Raw genomic sequence first — 18649 nt, 5'->3', positions numbered from 1 at the left:
TGTAAAAGAATAACTTTTTATAAACTTTAAAATACATCTTAATATATATTTTAAGTAAATAATAGAGATATGATAATTATGGTATAATATAGCAAGACGCATAAATGTGAATGGAGGCATAAATTGTGGGAGCTTTAATAACTATTATAGTTTCACTGGTAGTGCTAATCCTGATTTCTTTTGCAGTGTTGGTTGCTTACATCTTATTTCACAGTAAAGATGAAGGGAACAATTAATTAAACATTCATTAAGTATTAAAACATCTAGATTGCACACCAGGAATTAAAAGACAAAAAAATCCCCCCGAAAAGTTTCAATTAAGAATTTTTCGGGGGGAGTATATTAGTCAACAACTGCTACATTTAAGTCAACATCGATGTTGCCGCGTGTAGCTTTTGAGTATGGACAAAATTCGTGTGCATCTTGTAAATATTTCTCAGCTTCTTCTTGAGATAATACATTTTTGACTTTTGCATCAATTGAGACACTTAATTTAGGACTTTCAGCTTCTGGGTCATCTTCTAAACGTACTGTTAAAGTAACTTCTGGCTCAGCGCCTCTCACTTTGTTTTGTTTTAAGATTAAATCAAATGCGCCATTAAAACATGAAGCATAACCTGCTGCAAACAATTGCTCAGGGTTTGTACCTTTTTCAGCATCAGCTTGAGCTGGTGGTACAACTGCTACATCAATTGCTTTATCGTCAGTTTGAACGTGACCATTACGTCCGCCTGTATTTGTTGCTTTCGTTTCATAATTTACTGCCATTTTATGACCTCCTTAAAAACTTCTAATTCATGTTTACCCAAGAAAAATGTTTTAAATCATTTCACAGAGTAATTTATATGTTTTTTAATTGTATTATTTTTAGAAATTGTTATACAATAATTTAAATATTACTAATAAAAGGAAGTTTAAACATGGCCAAAGTTGATATAGCTGTTACAATTGCACCTAAACGCGAACTCGCACAACATACAATTGAGGATTTAAAACAATATCAAGACGCCATAGATATTATAGAACTAAGAATAGATCAGTGGTCAGATTTTGATGAAGCATCTGTAGCAAAAATTGCTGAAGATATATACAATCTAAACTTAAATAAAAAATTGTTAGTAACCTATCGAACAAAGAGTCAAGGAGGAGAAGGTCAATTAGCAAATGATAAATACTTGAATGTGCTAGAGACAATAATCCTATTAGATTATGTTGATATGATAGATATTGAATATGAAGAAGGGACGCCTATAGAAAAATATCAAACATTGATAGAATCAGCTCATCGTGAAAATCTAGAAGTTGTATTATCGCAACATAACTTTAAGAAAACACCTAAATTGGAAGTATTAAAACGTTTATATTATAAAATGCATCAACTTGAACCAGATTATTTAAAAGTAGCAGTTATGCCTCATGATAAACAAGATGTTCTAAATCTATTAAATGCAATGTCTGAGACTGCAGACACAGTTTCGCAACAAGTTGTTGGTATAGCGATGTCTAAGCTTGGATTAATTTCAAGAACTGCTCAGGGATTGTTTGGAGGCTCGGTTTCGTATGGCTGCTTAGACGATCCAAAAGCACCCGGTCAAATTCATGTTGAAAAATTAAAACAACAAATTAAATTATACGAGTAGTTTGAAAATAGTGGTCGCCTGATTTATAATTGAAAATAATTATCACTAACGAAAGGGCGATAATCAATGGAACTACAAGATGCAATTGCACATCGTAGAAGTATTAAAGTTTTTAAAAGAGATATGACTATAGATGATAACGCTCTATATCAAGCGATACAGCAAGCGACAGATGCTCCTAATCATGGCATGAGAGAGCCGTGGAGAGTGGTTCATATTGCTAAAGATCGCTTAGGTCCTATGAGTAAACAACTCTCAGAGGTTGCATTCCCTAACTTAGATAAAAAACAAGAAAATCATTATGATACTGTTACAAATCTTGGTGGCATGCTTGTCTTAATTCTAAAAAGAGATCCAAGACAACGAGAAGATTTAGAGAATCATATGGCATTTGGGGCTTTTGCTCAAAACTTAATGCTATTATTACATGAAGCGGGTATTGGTACATGTTGGAAATCACCGGCATATATATTCACCCCTGAAATAAGATCAATATTTAATGTGAAAGATGATGAACAACTTGTAGGTTTCTTGTATCTCACAGATTTACAGGATGAAATGCCACATAGAAAGCGTCATACGGATCAAGTGATAGAAAAGTTTTAAAGTGATTTTAGAATGGGCGTTCGAAATCAAAAGTAAAATTTGACTTCGAATGCCCATTCTTAATTTTTATAATGATGTACATAAATATTAAAAAGTTACGTTGGTATCTCTTGGAAATATGATTACGGCTAATTGGAGGACTTTATCTGAGTTAAAGTTGATGTTCATACATAAATCTCCCTAACTTAAAACTGATTGTCTGAGCTAAAGCTCAGGCATAAGAACCACTAACTCAATAAATTGAGAAGTGGCTCTATAAAGAAGTGGCTCTATAAAGCAGAGGTGCTTTAAAAATGCTACACTACAATGATTAGGGCTGGAACAATTCATTTGTCCCAGCCCATCAAAATGAGATGAAATATCTCATTTATTAATCGATTATTTAAATGTTTCAGCTAAAAATGCTTCTACTTGCTCTGGTGATTTCGCATTAGCTGAGTGTAAGTGAGCTAATTTTTCTCCGTTTTTAAATACTAGTAAGCTTGGTATACCCATCACATCGTTGTCGGCTGCAACGTCCTCAAGTTCGTCACGATTAACTGTAAACCAGTCGTAATCATTGTATTTTTCTTGGATAGGGTCAATCCACATATCCATTGCTTTACAGTCAGGACACCAGCCAGCTTCGAATTTTACAATAACAGGGTTATCACTCTGTACAGTTTCTTTAAATGCATCATTTGTATTAATAGGTTTCATAATTTTCTCCTTTTTAAAAATATAATTAAGCTTATTATAACGAAAAATTTAAAGTTATAAAAAAAATTAGCTTATTTATTAGAGCGTTTTGGCAATAAATTTGATATATTAATGTTAACTAGTTATAGGAGGTACAGAATAATGATAAAATTTTACCAATATCCTAATTGTACTACTTGTAAAAAAGCGGCGAAATTTTTACAAGACTACGGTGTGAGCTTTGAACCAATCGATATAGTGCAGCATACGCCCACTAAAAACGAGTTTAAAGAAATTTTAGAGATGACAGATATCGATATAAATAAACTCTTTAATACGCACGGCGCTAAATATCGTGAATTAGGTCTTAAAGACAAAATGAGTGACCTTACTGATGATGAAAAGTTAGATTTATTATCAACAAATGGTATGTTGGTCAAAAGACCATTAGCTATTTCTGGGGACAAAGTTACAGTTGGTTTTAAAGAAGATCAATATAAAGCAACATGGTTATCTTAATTCCTCTCATGGAAATAGAGCAATCTCTGTAAGTTAAAATGATAAGTTGTGTTTGTAAACGCTTCATCTATTGTTGTGAAAACATTATAATAATATTAATATACTAAGAAATAGTTGATTGTATGGTATGCATATGGCATCATTAATATGTAAAATCATTTAGGAGGGGATTCTTGTGGCAGTACCGAGTGAATTAAAATATTCTAAAGAACATGAATGGGTAAAAGTTGAAGGTAATACAGTAACAATTGGTATCACTGAATATGCTCAAGGTGAACTTGGCGATATCGTATTCGTTGAATTACCAGAAGTTGATGACGAAATTAATGAAGGCGACACTTTTGGTAGTGTTGAATCCGTAAAAACAGTTTCAGAACTATATGCACCTGTATCAGGTAAAGTAGTTGAATCTAACGATGAGTTAGAAGATAGCCCAGAATTCGTAAATGAATCACCATACGAAAAAGCTTGGATGGTTAAAGTTGAACTAAGTGACGAAAGTCAATTAGATGAATTATTAACAGCTGAGCAATATTCAGAAATGATTGGCGAATAATATAACACTGAACTCCATGATATAACTGTCTTGGAGTTTTTTCATATCATTGAGGACTATTGGAGCGTTAGTAATTTTATAAGTCTAACGAGTTCACCTCAACTTTGAAAAATGATAAATTATGTTTGTAATAATAAGAAATATTTAAACTATGTAAATTATGTTTATTGTCACCAAGGATTGTGAAGAACTAAGTAGAAAAGATTTACTATCAACATTTAGAGGGTGGATGTCATGACGATACTGAACCAAGTAATTGTTGTCGAAGGAAAGTCAGACAAGAAGCGTGTCAAACAAGTGATTGATCAACCTATAGAAATTATCTGCACGAATGGTACAATGGGTGTAGATAAATTAGATGAAATGATCGATACTTTATATGACAAACAAGTGTATATTCTTGTGGATTCGGATGATGAAGGTGAAAGAATACGAAAATGGTTCAAACGCTATTTAAGTGAAAGTAGACATATAAGAGTAGATAAACAATATTGTGAAGTTGCTCGTTGTCCTAAACCATATTTATCTAGAGTACTAGAAAAACATGGCTTTATAGTAAAGGATGAGGAAAAGGTGGCGAAAGCAAGATTGGATTATATAGCTGAGAGGGTAAGTTTATTAACATGAATGTAACAAGTGAACAACGTGTTGACGTCAATAAATATATAAACGAAGATAAGTATCTTATCTTTGGCTACACACCAACATGTGGAACATGTAAGGTTTCTGAACGAATGCTAGATATTGCTAATGATATTTTGCAATTACCTACAATAAAAATGGACTTAAATTTTCATCCTGATTTTAGCCAATCATATGAAATTCAATCTGTACCAGTTTTATTAGTAATGTCAAAAGGTGAAGAGCAAAAAAGAATTTATGCATTTCAATCGGTGCCTTATTTGTTAGAAAATTTGAAATAGTTATTGACGAAATATTAGTACAATGGTAGGATTAAAAATAATTAAATAATGAAACTCTTATCACGAGAGGTGGAGGGATGTGCCCTATGAAGCCCGGCAACCGTCTTTAATAGAAATGGTGCCAATTCACATAAAGTTTTAAAACTTTAGAAGATGAGAGAAGCGATTTTGCTTTCTCTATACTTCGGTGAACATAGAGGAAGCATTTTTTAATTGAAGGATTAGCAACACAAGGAGGAAACAGAATGATTGAGTTAAATCAAATAGTCAAAAAGTACAAAACGAAAAAACAGGACGTACTGGCTGTAGATCATGTTGATTTAAGTATTCAATCAGGCTCGATTTTTGGAGTAGTTGGTTTTTCAGGTGCGGGGAAAAGTACTTTAATTAGACTTCTAAATAACCTCGAACAACCGACTTCAGGAGACGTCATTATCGATGGAGATACAATTGGTAAGCTATCAAAATCACAGTTAAGAAAAAAGCGTCAAAAAGTGAGCATGATATTTCAACATTTTAATTTACTATGGTCTCGTACTGTATTAAATAATATTACATTTCCATTGGAAATAGCGGGCGTGCCTCGCCGTGAAGCAAAACAACGGGCAAAAGAATTAGTAGAACTTGTTGGGCTGAAAGGTAGAGAAAGTGCATATCCTTCAGAGCTATCAGGCGGTCAAAAACAACGTGTCGGCATTGCGCGAGCGTTAGCAAACGAACCAACTGTATTGCTTTGTGATGAAGCGACAAGTGCATTGGATCCTCAAACAACAGATGAAATTTTAGAATTATTATTGAAAATTAAAGAAGAAAGAAATTTAACAATCGTGATTATTACGCATGAAATGCATGTTATTAGACGCATATGTGATGAAGTGGCTGTTATGGAAAACGGTCGTGTGATTGAACAAGGTCAAGTTTCCACAGTCTTTGAAAATCCACAACATGCAGTTACAAAACGTTTTGTTAAAGATGATTTAAATGATGATTTTGATGAATCTATTAGTGACTTAGTCTCACTTAATAAAGATGATTATGTTGTACGTTTGAATTTCACAGGGAATAATGCCACGGAACCTCTCGTGTCGTACATAACAAAAACGCATAATATCGATGTGAACATATTAGAAGCTAATATTAAACATACAAAAGATGGTTCGCTTGGATTCTTAGTGATTCAATTGAGCGATGTAAATTCAGAAAAATTCGAAAAGTTCAAAAGTGATTTAGAAGCACAACATGTGTCAGTGGAGGTGTTAAGACATGGGTAATTCATTGAGTGACATCCTCCGCGAGATGTTTACAATGCCAAACGTCAGCTGGGACGAAGTTTGGTTAGCGACATACGAAACAATTTATATGACAGTTATTTCGACAATTTTTGCCTTTATATTAGGCTTAATATTAGGTGTATTGCTCTTTTTATCAGCAAAAAGTAAATCACCTATAGCGAGGGTTTTCTATACGGTTGTTTCATTTATAGTTAACTTGTTTAGAGCGATACCATTTATTATTTTAATCTTATTATTAATTCCATTTACAAGTTTAGTATTAGGCACGATTAGTGGTCCAACTGGAGCATTACCAGCTTTAATTATTAGTGCGGCTCCATTCTATGCCAGACTTGTAGAAATTGCATTTAAAGAGATTGATAAAGGTGTTATTGAAGCGGCTTGGTCAATGGGTGCTACTACTTGGACTGTAGTCAAAAAAGTACTTTTACCTGAAGCGATGCCAGCGTTAATTTCAGGTATTACTGTTACAGCGATTGCTTTAGTAGGTTCTACTGCAGTGGCCGGTGTTATTGGTGCCGGTGGTTTAGGTAACCTAGCTTATTTAACAGGTTTCACTAGAAATCAAAATGACGTTATTTTTGTTTCAACAATTTTAATCCTTATTATAGTGTTCATCATTCAATTTATTGGTGATTGGGCTACTAATAAAATTGATAAGAGATAATCTTAAAAAGGGGGACTTTTTATATGAAAAAATTATTTAGTTTAGCTTCTGTAATTATATTAGCGCTTGTTTTAGCAGCTTGTGGGAATAGTGGAGGTAGTGAAGATAAAAAAATTACAGTAGGTGCTTCTCCAGCCCCTCACGCTGAAATTTTAGAAAAAGCCAAGCCATTATTAAAAGATAAAGGCTATGATTTAAAAATTAAAACAATCAACGATTATACAACACCGAATAAATTATTAGATAAAGGTGAATTAGACGCAAACTTTTTCCAACATACACCTTATTTAAAAACTGAGAAAAAAGATAAAGGATATAAAGTAGAATCAGCAGGTAATGTTCATTTAGAACCAATGGCTGTTTATTCTAAAAAGTATAAGAGTCTAAAAGATTTACCAAAAGGTGCCACAGTTTATGTTTCTAATAATCCAGCTGAAGAAGGCCGTTTCTTAAAATTCTTCCAAGATGCAGGATTAATTAAAATAAAAGATGGCGTGAAGATTGAAGATGCTAAATTTGATGATATCGTAGAAAACAAAAAAGATATCAAATTTAATAATAAACAATCTGCAGAATACTTACCGAAAATTTATCAAAATGAAGATGCGGATGCTGTCATTATCAACTCTAATTTTGCAATCGATCAAAAATTAAGTCCTAAAGATGATTCTATTGTATTAGAGAAAGCTAAAGACAATCCTTATGCCAATTTAATTGCTGTTAAAGAAGGACATAAAGATGATAAAAAAATCAAAGCATTGATGGAAGTATTACAATCTAAAGAAATTAAAGATGAAATCAATAAAAAATATGATGGTGCCGTAGTACCAGCTAAATAATAGCGAAATATTTATTATCCTCTTTAGCGTAATGGCTAAAGGGGATTTTTGTATGAACTTTGTCAAAGAACCTGTAAAAATAAAAAAGCACTAACTATTCATTAGGATGAGTAGTTAGTGCTTTTTTGAGATTTTGAGTATTTAGTAGAGGTGTTTAAGTTATATCCCTAATTAATTAAACTATTTAAAAAAGACAACAATTTTAGTTTTATCTACTTTATTACGTGTTATCATTGGATTATCAACAATATTGAATAGATGCCGTTTTGATACTTGAGCTATTTCCAGATTATAGATATTTTTTAATAGTTTAATTTTACAATTAGCACAGTTATCTAAATTAAAATATGAATGAATCAGTTCATTGAATTTTAAATGGTAACTACAAATATCTTGAATTAAAATTTAAATTAGTGGTTTTATTAAAACGCATCTTATTAATAAATTACTTTTAAATATTAAGGAGTGGATTGAAATGAGTCTAAAAGAAATGTGGGATTACTTATTAAATAAAAAGTGGCGTACTAATGATGTATTGACGATTATAGCCTGTATGTTTGTTGTAAGTATGGTTACAACGCCATTGGTTGGGGTGCCAGTTGGTGCTATCGTCTATTTACTTTGGTTTGATAAAAATTACAAAAAATAGGTTGAAATTAATGAGTATTTAGATTTAATAGTAACGGAAAATGTAATAAAGTATTTCCTATTAGTTAAGTTTGAATTGAACAATTCTAAGGTGTAAAATATAATTAAGTTTCAATTAATATATTTGCTAAGTTAGATGTTCAAGGTACTACTGTTACTTTGAATATTTAATGTTATTAGTTTCAAATTGTTAATTTTAACTGTAATGGGAGAGCTTAAAATAATTAGAGGCATGAATCTTCTTAAATCTCTATTTATGGATATATTATATGAATGAAATATCATTTTCGCTATTGATATTTATCATTATTAAACCCGACAATTATGTTATATGCATTTTCATTGCAGTCATAGATGAAAACGTATATAAGTTTTGTGTCGGGTTTTATTTGTGATACTTCATTTGATAAAAATTGAATAAAACTTCCCATGAGCTAGAGTTACGGAGATCAATTTTTTACAATAATCATTTTGCTATATAAATATAATGTGCACAAAGATATTTAGCAGTAATTTTAGTATTTCTTCCTGAAATTTTAACAACAACTATAGATAGTTAAATACATAAAAAACCGAGACATAATTAATGTCTCGGAATCTTTTGTACTTATTTGATTATTAAGATTGATCATATTCGTCTTTAATATCACCGACAATATTTTCTAAGATATTTTCCATTGTGATAATACCAAGCGGGTTTTGATGTTCGTCTTCCACTAGAGCGATATGAATTTGGTGTGATTTCATTTGCTCTAAGACTTGATGATATTTTGAATTTAATTTGATCTTAAGAATCCTATGAGTAATATCCTTAAGCGAGTTTATATCATTACTTAATAGATCTTTTGCATGTATATAACCTACAATTTGTGTAGTGTTGTCTTTAATTACAGGAAATCTTGTGTAGTTTGCATTACTTACATAGGCTTTAGTTTCGTCAATATTACTATTGATATCAACAACTGAGACTTTTTCAAGTGGCAAGTATCCGTCTGCAATTTTCATTTCATCAAACGCGAAAGCACGATTAATATGTGTTAACTCATTCTCTGAAATTTCTCCACCTTCATGACTTTCTTTAATTAATAGTTTTAATTCTTCTTCTGAATGATATAATTCACTTTCTTTAGCAGGTTGCATGCCAAACATTTTTAAAATTAATCTTGCTGAGCCGTTAAGAATGTAAATAAATGGATAAAATAATTTGTAAAACATGATAATTGGCTTAGCGATTAGCAATGTGATTTGTTCGGCTTTTTGAATTGCAATTGTTTTAGGTGCCATTTCACCGACAACTACGTGTAAATAAGTTGCAATTACAAACGCACTAATTAATGTGAATATATGAATCATTGTTTCGGAAAGGCCTAAACTACTAAAAATAGGGTGTAATAAAAACTCAAAGGTAGATTCACCGACCATACCAATACCTAAGGCTGTAATGGTAATACCAAGTTGACAAGCAGCTAAATATTCATCTAAATGAGATACTACTTTTTGTGCGGCAACTGCTTTTTTATTGTCTCCATTCGCAAGTGAGTTAATCCTAGATGTTCGAACTTTAACGATTGCGAATTCTGTCGCCACAAAGAATGCGGTTAACACCAATAATAAAATAAATATAATTAAACTAATAAAGGTTCCCAAAAATTAATTAATTCCTCCGATATGTTGTTATTCAATCATTTCTGATTGGTATTCTATTATATAAAAAGTACGAGTTCATAGCTAGTGTAAAGAATCACTTTATGTGAAATAACGTGTTGAACGATAAATTGAATGACTATGAGTTTAATTTGTAGTCAAATATGATACAAATTAAAAATCATTAGTCATCTGCTGTAATTTTTCCTAGTTTATAACTAATAACAAATCCTAATATAAGTGTGATGATTGAAATTATCCAAGTTATAAATGTACCAGGTAGCCCTGGGAACACGGCGTAAAGTGAGCCAACTACAAAACCTATAATAAGAGCGTATGTGAGAAAGGTATAATAGGATAGTAGATACTGAATTAATTTACTTGAGAATAAAAATCCGCAAATAACACCCACACCTACAGTTAATAAAACAGGTATTGCCGCAAAGTTTAAAGACATGAATTCTGAAATAGCAAACATTACTGTGCCATAAACGCCAAAGACGAGTAACATGAATGAACCTGAAATGCCAGGTAATAACATGGCACTAGAAGCACACATACCTGCTATAAAATATTTGATTATTAAACCAGAATTTAATGATAAAGTTTCACCAGCGTGCTTATCTCCGTTATTGAGTAATGTAATAACTACAATAATAACGATACCTAATAACAATAATATATAATGCTGTATACTAAACGTTTGCTTGAATTTAGACGTTTTCAATAGGTAAGGAATAATTCCCCCGATAAGCCCAACAAAAAAGAACATTGTTGGTACTGTGTGTGTACTGAGTAAATAATTAATGAGTTTACTTAATACTCCAATTGCGATAACCATACCCAGACCAATAGGAATTAAGAACTTCAGACTTTCCCAAAATCGTTTTGAAAAAATCCCACTAATGGAACGTATGAAATCATCATAGATACCTAGCAACAATGCAATTGTTCCGCCGCTTACTCCGGGGACTAAATCAGTCGTACCCATTGCAAAACCTTTCCATAAATTAGACCATTTAATTTTTGACATATCTTTCTCCTTTTTTAATAATGTAGTAATGATATTAGCATAAAAAAGTGAAATACAATATTATAAACACAAAGAAACTAAATGATGTAGATACCATATTTATAATGTGAATTAATATGAAAAAGAGCGTTTAATGTATTGAGAACGTTAAGGATGCTTTTATCATTTACAGAAATCATAGTAATATTATCGAAAATTATTGTGTTTTAATAACGATTTTAATTTAGCACTAGAAAAGGTTTATATTCATATATAACTACGTTATAATTAGATGATGTAACAAGTGCTCAGTCTTTTGACTGCAGATTAAAATTATTATAAACTAGATAGGAAAAACATATCATATAATACGGAGGGAATATGTATGCCATCAACATTAGAAATTAAAGACCTACATGTGTCTATAGAAGATAAAGAGATTCTAAAGGGTGTTAACTTAACAATTAACACAGGTGAAATACACGCAGTTATGGGACCAAATGGTACTGGTAAATCAACATTATCATCAGCAATCATGGGTCACCCAAGCTTTGAAGTAACAAAAGGGGAAGTAATCTTAGACGGCGTTAATATCTTAGAATTAGAAGTTGACGACCGTGCAAAAGCTGGTCTTTTCTTAGCAATGCAATATCCATCAGAAATTACTGGTGTAACAAATGCAGACTTCATGCGTTCAGCAATAAATGCTAAACGTGAAGAAGGTGAAGAAATTAATTTAATGCAATTTATCAAAAAACTTGATAAAGAAATGGATTACTTAGATATCGATCAAGATATGGCACAACGTTACTTAAATGAAGGTTTCTCTGGCGGTGAGAAGAAACGTAATGAAATTCTTCAATTAATGATGTTAGAACCAAAATTCGCTATTTTAGATGAAATTGACTCAGGTTTAGATATTGATGCATTAAAAGTTGTTTCTAAAGGGATCAACCAAATGCGTGGAGACGAATTTGGCTCATTAATTATCACGCACTATCAACGTCTATTAAATTACATTACGCCTGATCATGTTCACGTTATGTATGGCGGTAAAGTAGTTACTTCTGGTGGTCCAGAATTAGCTAAGCGTCTTGAAGAAGAAGGTTACGAATGGGTTAAAGAAGAGTATGGTGCTACAGAATAAGTCTCAACTCATATTAAACATATTAATTTAGATGAAGATTTAAGGTCTTGATTTATACCGATGAATTAAATCATACAATCATCAAATGGGAGGAAAAAAGTATGACGACTGAAACTTTGAACATTTCTGAAGCGCAACTAGTTGAATATTCACAAGCCCATAATGAACCTACTTGGCTAACAGAATTACGTAAAGAAGCGTTAAAATTAACTGAAACTTTAGAAATGCCAAAACCAGATAAAACAAAAATTAACAGATGGGATTTTGACTCATTTAAGCAACACGAAACAACAGGTAGCGTATATCATACGTTAGAAGCATTACCAGAAGCAGTAAAAGATATTATCGATATAGATAATTCTGAGAATTTGATTATTCAACATAATAATACATTGGCCTTTACTAAAGTTTCTGATTCTGCAAAAAATGATGGCGTTATAGTTGAAGGTTTATCTGAGGCATTAGTTAATCATCCAGATTTAGTAAAACAATATTTCATGAATGAAACTGTTACTGTTGATGAACACAGATTAACAGCATTACACACAGCATTACTAAACGGTGGCGTATTTGTATATGTACCTAAAAATGTAGTTGTAGAACACCCAATTCAATATGTTGTCTTACATGACGATGAACAAGCAAGTTTCTACAATCATGTCATTATTAGCACAGAGGAAAGTGCAGAAGTGACATATGTTGAAAACTATCTATCAAATGCTAGTGGCGAAGGCAACCAATTGAATATCATTTCAGAAGTAAGTGCAGGAGCAAATTCAAAAATCACTTATGGTTCTGTAGATTATTTAGATAAAGGCTTTACTGGTCATATTATTCGTCGTGGTGTTACTCAAGCAGATGCTACAATTAATTGGGCACTTGGACTTATGAATGAAGGTAGCCAGATTATCGATAATACAACTAACTTAATTGGTGACCGTTCAGAAAGTGAATTAAAATCTGTTGTTGTTGGTACAGGTAGCCAAAAAGTTAATTTGACATCAAAAATTGTGCAATATGGTAAAGAAACAAATGGCTATATTTTAAAACATGGTGTAATGCTTGAAAGTGCCTCAACAGTATTTAATGGTATTGGTTACATCAAACATGGTGGCGCTAAATCAAATGCTAACCAAGAATCTCGTGTATTGATGTTATCTGAAAATGCTCGTGGGGATGCTAACCCAATTTTATTAATTGATGAAGATGATGTAGAAGCAGGACACGCAGCTTCAGTTGGTCGCGTAGACCCAGAGCAATTATACTACTTAATGAGTCGTGGTATTTCTCGTCAAGAAGCAGAGCGACTAGTTATTCATGGTTTCTTAGATCCAGTAGTTCGTGAACTACCAATTGAAGATGTTAAACGTCAATTACGTGAAGTAATTGAATTAAAAGTAAATAAATAGACTTAAAATTGAAGTTAAGACAATAGTAATTAAAGCGGGAAGTCCAATTTTGACCGTAGCGACAAAGATAGTATAACGATCTATCAATTGTGACTGAACCTTTGCTAAGGTCTGCATATTGATTTTTAATAAAGGAAGGCCTGTGAGTAATTTGACTGATACTTTAAATGTTACTGAAATTATAAAAGATTTTCCAATTCTCAATCAACAAGTTAATGGCAAACGCTTGGCTTATTTAGATACAACCGCTACTAGTCAGACACCCGTGCAAGTTATTGATGCAATGGCCGATTATTATAAACGTTATAATTCAAATGTACATCGTGGTGTACACACATTAGGGTCATTAGCGACAGATGGTTATGAAAGTGCTCGTGAGACAGTGAGACGTTTTATTAATGCAAAATACTTTGAAGAAGTCATTTTCACTAGAGGTACAACAGCATCAATAAATATTGTCGCTCACAGTTATGGTGATGCTAACATTGCAGAAGGTGATGAAATTGTAGTCACTGAAATGGAACATCATGCTAATATCGTGCCATGGCAACAATTAGCTAAGCGTAAAAATGCATCATTAAAATTTATCCCAATGACTGAAGATGGGGAGTTAGCGATTGAAGATGTAAAAGCTACAATTAATGATAATACAAAAATTGTAGCTATAGCACATGTATCCAACGTACTTGGCACAATTAATGATATAAAAGCTATAACAGAAGTTGCACATGAACATGGCGCAATCATTAGCGTGGATGGTGCACAAGCAGCGCCTCACATGGCATTGGATATGCAAGAATTAGATGTTGATTTTTACAGCTTTAGTGGTCATAAAATGCTTGGTCCAACAGGTATTGGTGTTTTATATGGTAAACGCGAGTTACTTAATAAAATGGAACCAATTGAATTTGGTGGAGATATGATTGATTTTGTAGGTAAATATGAAGCTTCATGGGCTGACTTACCTACTAAATTTGAAGCTGGTACACCATTAATAGCTCAAGCAATTGGCTTAGCTGAAGCGGTAAGATATATTGAAAACTTAGGTTTCGAAGAGATTCAACAACATGAAACAGCATTAACACAGTACGCTTACGACAAGATGTCAGAGATAGAAGGTATTGAAATTTATGGACCTGCGAAAGAAAGACGCGCTGGTGTTATTACATTCAATATGACTGATGTTCATGCGCATGATGTAGCAACTGCGGTAGATACTGAAGGTGTGGCCGTAAGAGCCGGACATCACTGTGCACAACCACTTATGAAGTGGTTGAATCAATCTTCTACAGCACGCGCAAGTTTTTATATTTATAACACGCAAGAAGATATTGACCAACTCGTCGAAGCGTTGAAACAGACGAAGGAGTTTTTCTCATATGAATTTTAATAATTTAAATCAATTGTATCGTTCAGTGATTATGGACCATTACAAAAGCCCAAGAAATAAAGGCGCTTTAGATAATGGTTCAATGACCGTCGACATGAACAATCCAACGTGTGGGGACCGCATTCATCTTACGTTTGATATTGAAGATGGTTTCATAAAAGATGCTAAATTTGATGGGGAAGGCTGTTCCATTTCCATGTCTAGCGCTTCAATGATGACTGAAGCGGTAAAAGGTCATTCATTAGCAGATGCTATGAAAATGAGTCAAGAATTTTCCAAAATGATGCTTGGTGAAGATTATAAAATAAGCGAAGATATGGGCGATATTGAAGCTCTACAAGGCGTCGCTCAATTCCCTGCGCGTATTAAATGTGCCACATTAGCATGGAAAGCACTCGAAAAGGGTACAGTTGAAAAAGAAGGCAATACGGAAGAGTAAGATTAAACTGAAGTTGATGCATTGACAATGTGTAAAATTCCATTCAAACTAGGGATTACAACATGATATCTAATGTAGTTAAAGGTTTAATACATTGCCTATTTAACAGCATATAAAAAGTAATACACAAATGATTTTGCACGTAAGTCGTTTTTAATATATAAAAGGAGTGATTTAAATGGCTAAAAAAGCACCTGATGTTGGGGATTATCAATATGGTTTCCATGATGAAGATGTTTCCATTTTTAGATCAGAACGTGGTTTGACGGAAAATATTGTCCGTGAAATCTCAAGCATGAAAGATGAACCAGAATGGATGCTTAACTATAGATTGAAATCATTAAAACAATTCTACAAAATGCCGATGCCACAATGGGGTGGAGATTTATCTGAATTGGACTTTGATGATATCACTTACTATGTTAAACCATCTGAAAATACAGAACGTTCATGGGATGAAGTACCTGAAGAAATCAAACGTACGTTTGATAAGTTAGGTATTCCTGAAGCAGAACAAAAATACCTTGCTGGTGTTTCTGCACAATATGAATCTGAAGTTGTTTACCATAATATGGAAAAAGAACTTGAAGACAAAGGAATTATCTTTAAAGATACAGATAGTGCATTAAGAGAAAATGAAGAGTTATTCAGACAATATTTCTCAACAGTTGTGCCTGCTGCTGACAACAAGTTCTCAGCATTAAACTCAGCTGTTTGGTCTGGCGGTTCATTCATTTATGTACCTAAAAACATTAAATTAGATACACCATTACAAGCATATTTCCGTATTAACTCTGAAAATATGGGACAATTTGAACGTACATTAATCATCGCTGATGAAGGCGCATCTGTTAACTATGTTGAAGGTTGTACAGCTCCTGTTTACTCAACAAGCTCTCTTCACTCAGCAGTAGTTGAAATCATCGTTCATAAAGATGCACATGTTCGTTACACAACAATACAAAACTGGGCAAATAACGTTTATAACTTAGTTACAAAACGTACGTTAGTTCATGAGAATGGTAATATGGAATGGGTTGACGGTAACTTAGGTTCTAAATTAACGATGAAATACCCTAACTGTGTATTGATGGGCGAAGGTGCCAAAGGAAGTACTTTATCTATTGCATTTGCAGGTAAAGGACAAGTACAAGATGCTGGTGCTAAGATGATTCATAAAGCGCCAAATACTTCTTCAACAATTGTTTCTAAATCAATTTCTAAAGATGGCGGTAAAGTTGTTTATCGTGGTATCGTTCACTTTGGACGTAAAGCTAAGGGCGCACGTTCAAACATCGAATGTGATACTTTAATCTTAGATAATGAATCTACTTCAGATACAATTCCATACAACGAAGTATTTAATGATAATATTTCTTTAGAACACGAAGCGAAAGTTTCAAAAGTATCTGAAGAACAATTATTCTACTTGATGAGTCGTGGTATTTCTGAAGAAGAAGCGACTGAAATGATTGTAATGGGCTTCATTGAACCATTTACAAAAGAATTACCAATGGAATATGCGGTAGAGATGAACCGATTAATTAAATTTGAAATGGAAGGTTCAATCGGTTAAATTTAACCATTGAAATCGCCGTTGGATAATTTTAAAAGCACGAAGTGATACTAAATTGATAGCATTTATCTTTAAATGTTGTTAAAATTGCGTATCATTTCGTGTTTTTTCATATTAGTAATGTGTGTTATTTCCAACGATCTAACTTGGCCATAAATTTTTTAGTATACATTTTGTTTAAAAAGAATTTTTGTATTTTATTCATGTCTGATTCTTGAAATCTTTTTAGATTATACTCGTACATATCATCAAATCCAAGATCCAAAGTAAATGAACCATTTTGATAACAATGATGACAGTATTTTTCTGATGCTGTATCATCACTTTCTGTTCCTGCAGGCGTTTTTTTATCTATAGGCATCCCACAACTTTGGCACTGCGTTACCTTAGCCATATGAACAACTCCTATCCTGAATTATTTTCCTTATCATAACATATTTACTTGTAACAATTAGCTATCAAATGTGAGTTCTTTTTACTGGGAAACGATATGTTATATTACAAGAACAATGCGTTTATAAAGTTATTAAAATGGGAAATAATATGAAAGTGAATTTATTAATAAAGCTTATTAAAGGAGTCATGAATTTATGGTTATTGGTATAATCATACTTTTGTTTGCTTCATTTTTCTTTTCGGGAAGTGAAACCGCATTAACTGCTGCAAACAGGATGAAAATACAAACAGATGCTCAAGAGGGAAATAAAAAAGCGGGGAAATTATCAAAATTATTAGCAAAACCAAGTGAATTTATCACGGCGATACTCATTGGAAATAATATCGCGAATATTATTTTACCTACGTTAGTTACAATATTAGCAGTAGACATGGGTTTAAATGTTGGTATTGCAACGGCAGTAACAACAGTAGTCATCATTGTTATTTCAGAAGTTATTCCTAAGTCAATTGCAGCTACATATCCAGATAGAATTTCACGTTTAGTGTATACACCTATATCGTTTTTCGTCTTAATATTTAAACCAATCACTAAAATTCTTAATGGTATCACTGATGCAATTAACCGTTTTTTATCTAAAGGACAGGAAGAACAACAACGTTATTCAAAAGAAGAGATTAGACAGATGGTTACCATTGCAGGTAGCGAAGGCGCATTTAATGAAATGGAGCGTAATCGTATTCAAGGGGTTATGGATTTTGAGCAATTAAAGATTACAGACATTGATACAACGCCACGCATAAATGTTACTGCATTTCCTTCAGATATATCGTATGAAGAAGCTTATGATACTGTAGTTTCTAATCCGTATACACGTTATCCTGTATATGGTAAAGATATCGATCAAGTTATAGGTATTTTTCATTCTAAATATTTATTAGCATGGAGCCGTCAACCTGAGAATAATATTTTAAAATATACATCCGAACCTTTATTTGTGAATGAGCATAATCGTGCTGAATGGGTGTTGAGGAAAATGACAGTTTCACGTAAACATTTAGCCATTGTATTAGATGAGTATGGTGGTACGGAAGCTATTGTTTCTCACGAAGACCTAATTGAAGAAATGTTAGGTATGGAAATAGAAGATGAGATGGATGAAGAAGAAAATGAAAAACTAGAGGAACAAATGAAGGCGTACAATAAAAATAATATGTGATTTTAATCATGATTTAATGATGTTATTTTGTTAAAAAGGCAAAGGGGC

21 protein-coding genes and 1 riboswitch are annotated in these 18649 nt (G+C 32.6%); of the genes, 16 read left to right on the top strand and 5 right to left on the bottom strand.

Annotation, left to right across the window (positions count from 1 at the left end):
• Window positions 1-342: 342 nt before the first annotated feature.
• Window positions 343-768: an organic hydroperoxide resistance protein gene (locus LG295_RS10335; RefSeq protein WP_107531679.1), complete on the bottom strand. Its 426-nt coding sequence runs from the start codon at window positions 766-768 to the stop codon at window positions 343-345.
• A gap of 152 nt (window positions 769-920) precedes the next feature.
• Here LG295_RS10335 and aroD point away from each other — a divergent pair, with 152 nt between their 5' ends.
• Together aroD and LG295_RS10325 are read left to right on the top strand one after the other, a co-directional pair.
• Window positions 921-1640, top strand: a complete 720-nt coding sequence (gene aroD, locus LG295_RS10330; protein WP_107558600.1) for a type I 3-dehydroquinate dehydratase — start codon at window positions 921-923, stop codon at window positions 1638-1640.
• Window positions 1641-1706: 66 nt separating this feature from the next.
• A complete protein-coding gene (locus LG295_RS10325; protein WP_107558599.1) occupies window positions 1707-2246 on the top strand; it encodes a nitroreductase in 540 nt (179 codons plus the stop codon).
• A 378-nt stretch (window positions 2247-2624) separates the two neighbouring features.
• Here the strand turns inward: LG295_RS10325 and LG295_RS10320 are convergent, their stop codons facing one another.
• Window positions 2625-2945: a thioredoxin family protein gene (locus tag LG295_RS10320; protein ID WP_029377600.1), complete on the bottom strand. Its 321-nt coding sequence runs from the start codon at window positions 2943-2945 to the stop codon at window positions 2625-2627.
• Window positions 2946-3086: 141 nt separating this feature from the next.
• Between LG295_RS10320 and LG295_RS10315 the strand changes: the two genes are divergently transcribed.
• The 8 genes from LG295_RS10315 (at window position 3087) to LG295_RS10280 (ending at window position 8369) form a co-directional block, all read left to right on the top strand.
• On the top strand, window positions 3087-3443 hold the full coding sequence (locus tag LG295_RS10315; RefSeq protein ID WP_107531682.1) for an arsenate reductase family protein: 357 nt from the start codon (window positions 3087-3089) through the stop codon (window positions 3441-3443).
• 175 nt (window positions 3444-3618) lie between these two features.
• Window positions 3619-3999 carry a glycine cleavage system protein GcvH gene (gene gcvH, locus LG295_RS10310; RefSeq protein ID WP_017722393.1) on the top strand — a complete coding sequence of 127 codons (381 nt, stop codon included), beginning with the start codon at window positions 3619-3621 and terminating at the stop codon, window positions 3997-3999.
• A gap of 234 nt (window positions 4000-4233) precedes the next feature.
• On the top strand, window positions 4234-4626 hold the full coding sequence (locus tag LG295_RS10305) for a toprim domain-containing protein (protein WP_029377597.1): 393 nt from the start codon (window positions 4234-4236) through the stop codon (window positions 4624-4626).
• Window positions 4623-4922, top strand: coding sequence for a thioredoxin family protein (locus LG295_RS10300; protein WP_107531683.1), 300 nt, complete (start codon window positions 4623-4625; stop codon window positions 4920-4922). Before LG295_RS10305 ends, LG295_RS10300 begins: the two co-directional genes overlap by 4 nt.
• Window positions 4923-4976: 54 nt before the next feature.
• A riboswitch (SAM riboswitch) is annotated at window positions 4977-5082 on the top strand.
• An 85-nt stretch (window positions 5083-5167) separates the two neighbouring features.
• A complete protein-coding gene (locus LG295_RS10295; RefSeq protein WP_107531684.1) occupies window positions 5168-6193 on the top strand; it encodes a methionine ABC transporter ATP-binding protein in 1026 nt (341 codons plus the stop codon).
• Complete coding sequence (locus LG295_RS10290) at window positions 6186-6881, top strand: methionine ABC transporter permease (protein WP_107531685.1); 696 nt, start codon at window positions 6186-6188, stop codon at window positions 6879-6881. Before LG295_RS10295 ends, LG295_RS10290 begins: the two co-directional genes overlap by 8 nt.
• Before the next feature lie 23 nt (window positions 6882-6904).
• The gene (locus LG295_RS10285) at window positions 6905-7720 is read left to right on the top strand and encodes a MetQ/NlpA family ABC transporter substrate-binding protein (RefSeq protein WP_318833062.1); all 816 of its coding nucleotides are present in this window, start codon (window positions 6905-6907) and stop codon (window positions 7718-7720) included.
• Window positions 7721-8195: 475 nt separating this feature from the next.
• Complete coding sequence (locus LG295_RS10280; RefSeq protein WP_142397277.1) at window positions 8196-8369, top strand: VraH family peptide resistance protein; 174 nt, start codon at window positions 8196-8198, stop codon at window positions 8367-8369.
• Between the two features lie 617 nt (window positions 8370-8986).
• On the opposite strand, the gene LG295_RS10275 is transcribed toward LG295_RS10280, so the two are convergent.
• Together LG295_RS10275 and LG295_RS10270 are read right to left on the bottom strand one after the other, a co-directional pair.
• Window positions 8987-10015 carry a hemolysin family protein gene (locus LG295_RS10275; RefSeq protein WP_107558851.1) on the bottom strand — a complete coding sequence of 343 codons (1029 nt, stop codon included), beginning with the start codon at window positions 10013-10015 and terminating at the stop codon, window positions 8987-8989.
• 181 nt (window positions 10016-10196) lie between these two features.
• A complete protein-coding gene (locus tag LG295_RS10270) occupies window positions 10197-11045 on the bottom strand; it encodes a DUF368 domain-containing protein (RefSeq protein WP_107558850.1) in 849 nt (282 codons plus the stop codon).
• Between the two features lie 364 nt (window positions 11046-11409).
• Between LG295_RS10270 and sufC the strand changes: the two genes are divergently transcribed.
• The 5 genes from sufC (at window position 11410) to sufB (ending at window position 16985) form a co-directional block, all read left to right on the top strand.
• Window positions 11410-12171: a Fe-S cluster assembly ATPase SufC gene (gene sufC, locus LG295_RS10265; protein WP_107558538.1), complete on the top strand. Its 762-nt coding sequence runs from the start codon at window positions 11410-11412 to the stop codon at window positions 12169-12171.
• Between the two features lie 101 nt (window positions 12172-12272).
• Window positions 12273-13580, top strand: coding sequence for a Fe-S cluster assembly protein SufD (gene sufD, locus LG295_RS10260; RefSeq protein ID WP_107530149.1), 1308 nt, complete (start codon window positions 12273-12275; stop codon window positions 13578-13580).
• Between the two features lie 151 nt (window positions 13581-13731).
• Window positions 13732-14970, top strand: coding sequence for a cysteine desulfurase (locus LG295_RS10255; RefSeq protein WP_404476869.1), 1239 nt, complete (start codon window positions 13732-13734; stop codon window positions 14968-14970).
• Window positions 14960-15409 (top strand): Fe-S cluster assembly sulfur transfer protein SufU, encoded by a 450-nt coding sequence (sufU, locus tag LG295_RS10250; protein WP_107558539.1) that lies wholly within the window; start codon window positions 14960-14962, stop codon window positions 15407-15409. The genes LG295_RS10255 and sufU overlap by 11 nt, the downstream gene beginning before the upstream one ends.
• 178 nt (window positions 15410-15587) lie before the next feature.
• Window positions 15588-16985: a Fe-S cluster assembly protein SufB gene (sufB, locus tag LG295_RS10245; RefSeq protein ID WP_017722380.1), complete on the top strand. Its 1398-nt coding sequence runs from the start codon at window positions 15588-15590 to the stop codon at window positions 16983-16985.
• A gap of 127 nt (window positions 16986-17112) precedes the next feature.
• On the opposite strand, the gene LG295_RS10240 is transcribed toward sufB, so the two are convergent.
• The gene (locus LG295_RS10240) at window positions 17113-17379 is read right to left on the bottom strand and encodes a zinc ribbon domain-containing protein (protein WP_107530146.1); all 267 of its coding nucleotides are present in this window, start codon (window positions 17377-17379) and stop codon (window positions 17113-17115) included.
• A 196-nt stretch (window positions 17380-17575) separates the two neighbouring features.
• On the opposite strand from LG295_RS10240, the gene LG295_RS10235 reads away from it, so the two are divergent.
• Window positions 17576-18601, top strand: a complete 1026-nt coding sequence (locus tag LG295_RS10235) for a hemolysin family protein (protein ID WP_107530145.1) — start codon at window positions 17576-17578, stop codon at window positions 18599-18601.
• Window positions 18602-18649: the final 48 nt, after the last annotated feature.

It is taken from the genome of Staphylococcus pseudoxylosus (assembly GCF_044794325.1).
GTDB lineage: Bacteria > Bacillota > Bacilli > Staphylococcales > Staphylococcaceae > Staphylococcus > Staphylococcus pseudoxylosus.
Note: the sequence above shows the minus strand (reverse complement) of the source record. Positions and strands in the feature narration are given on the sequence as shown.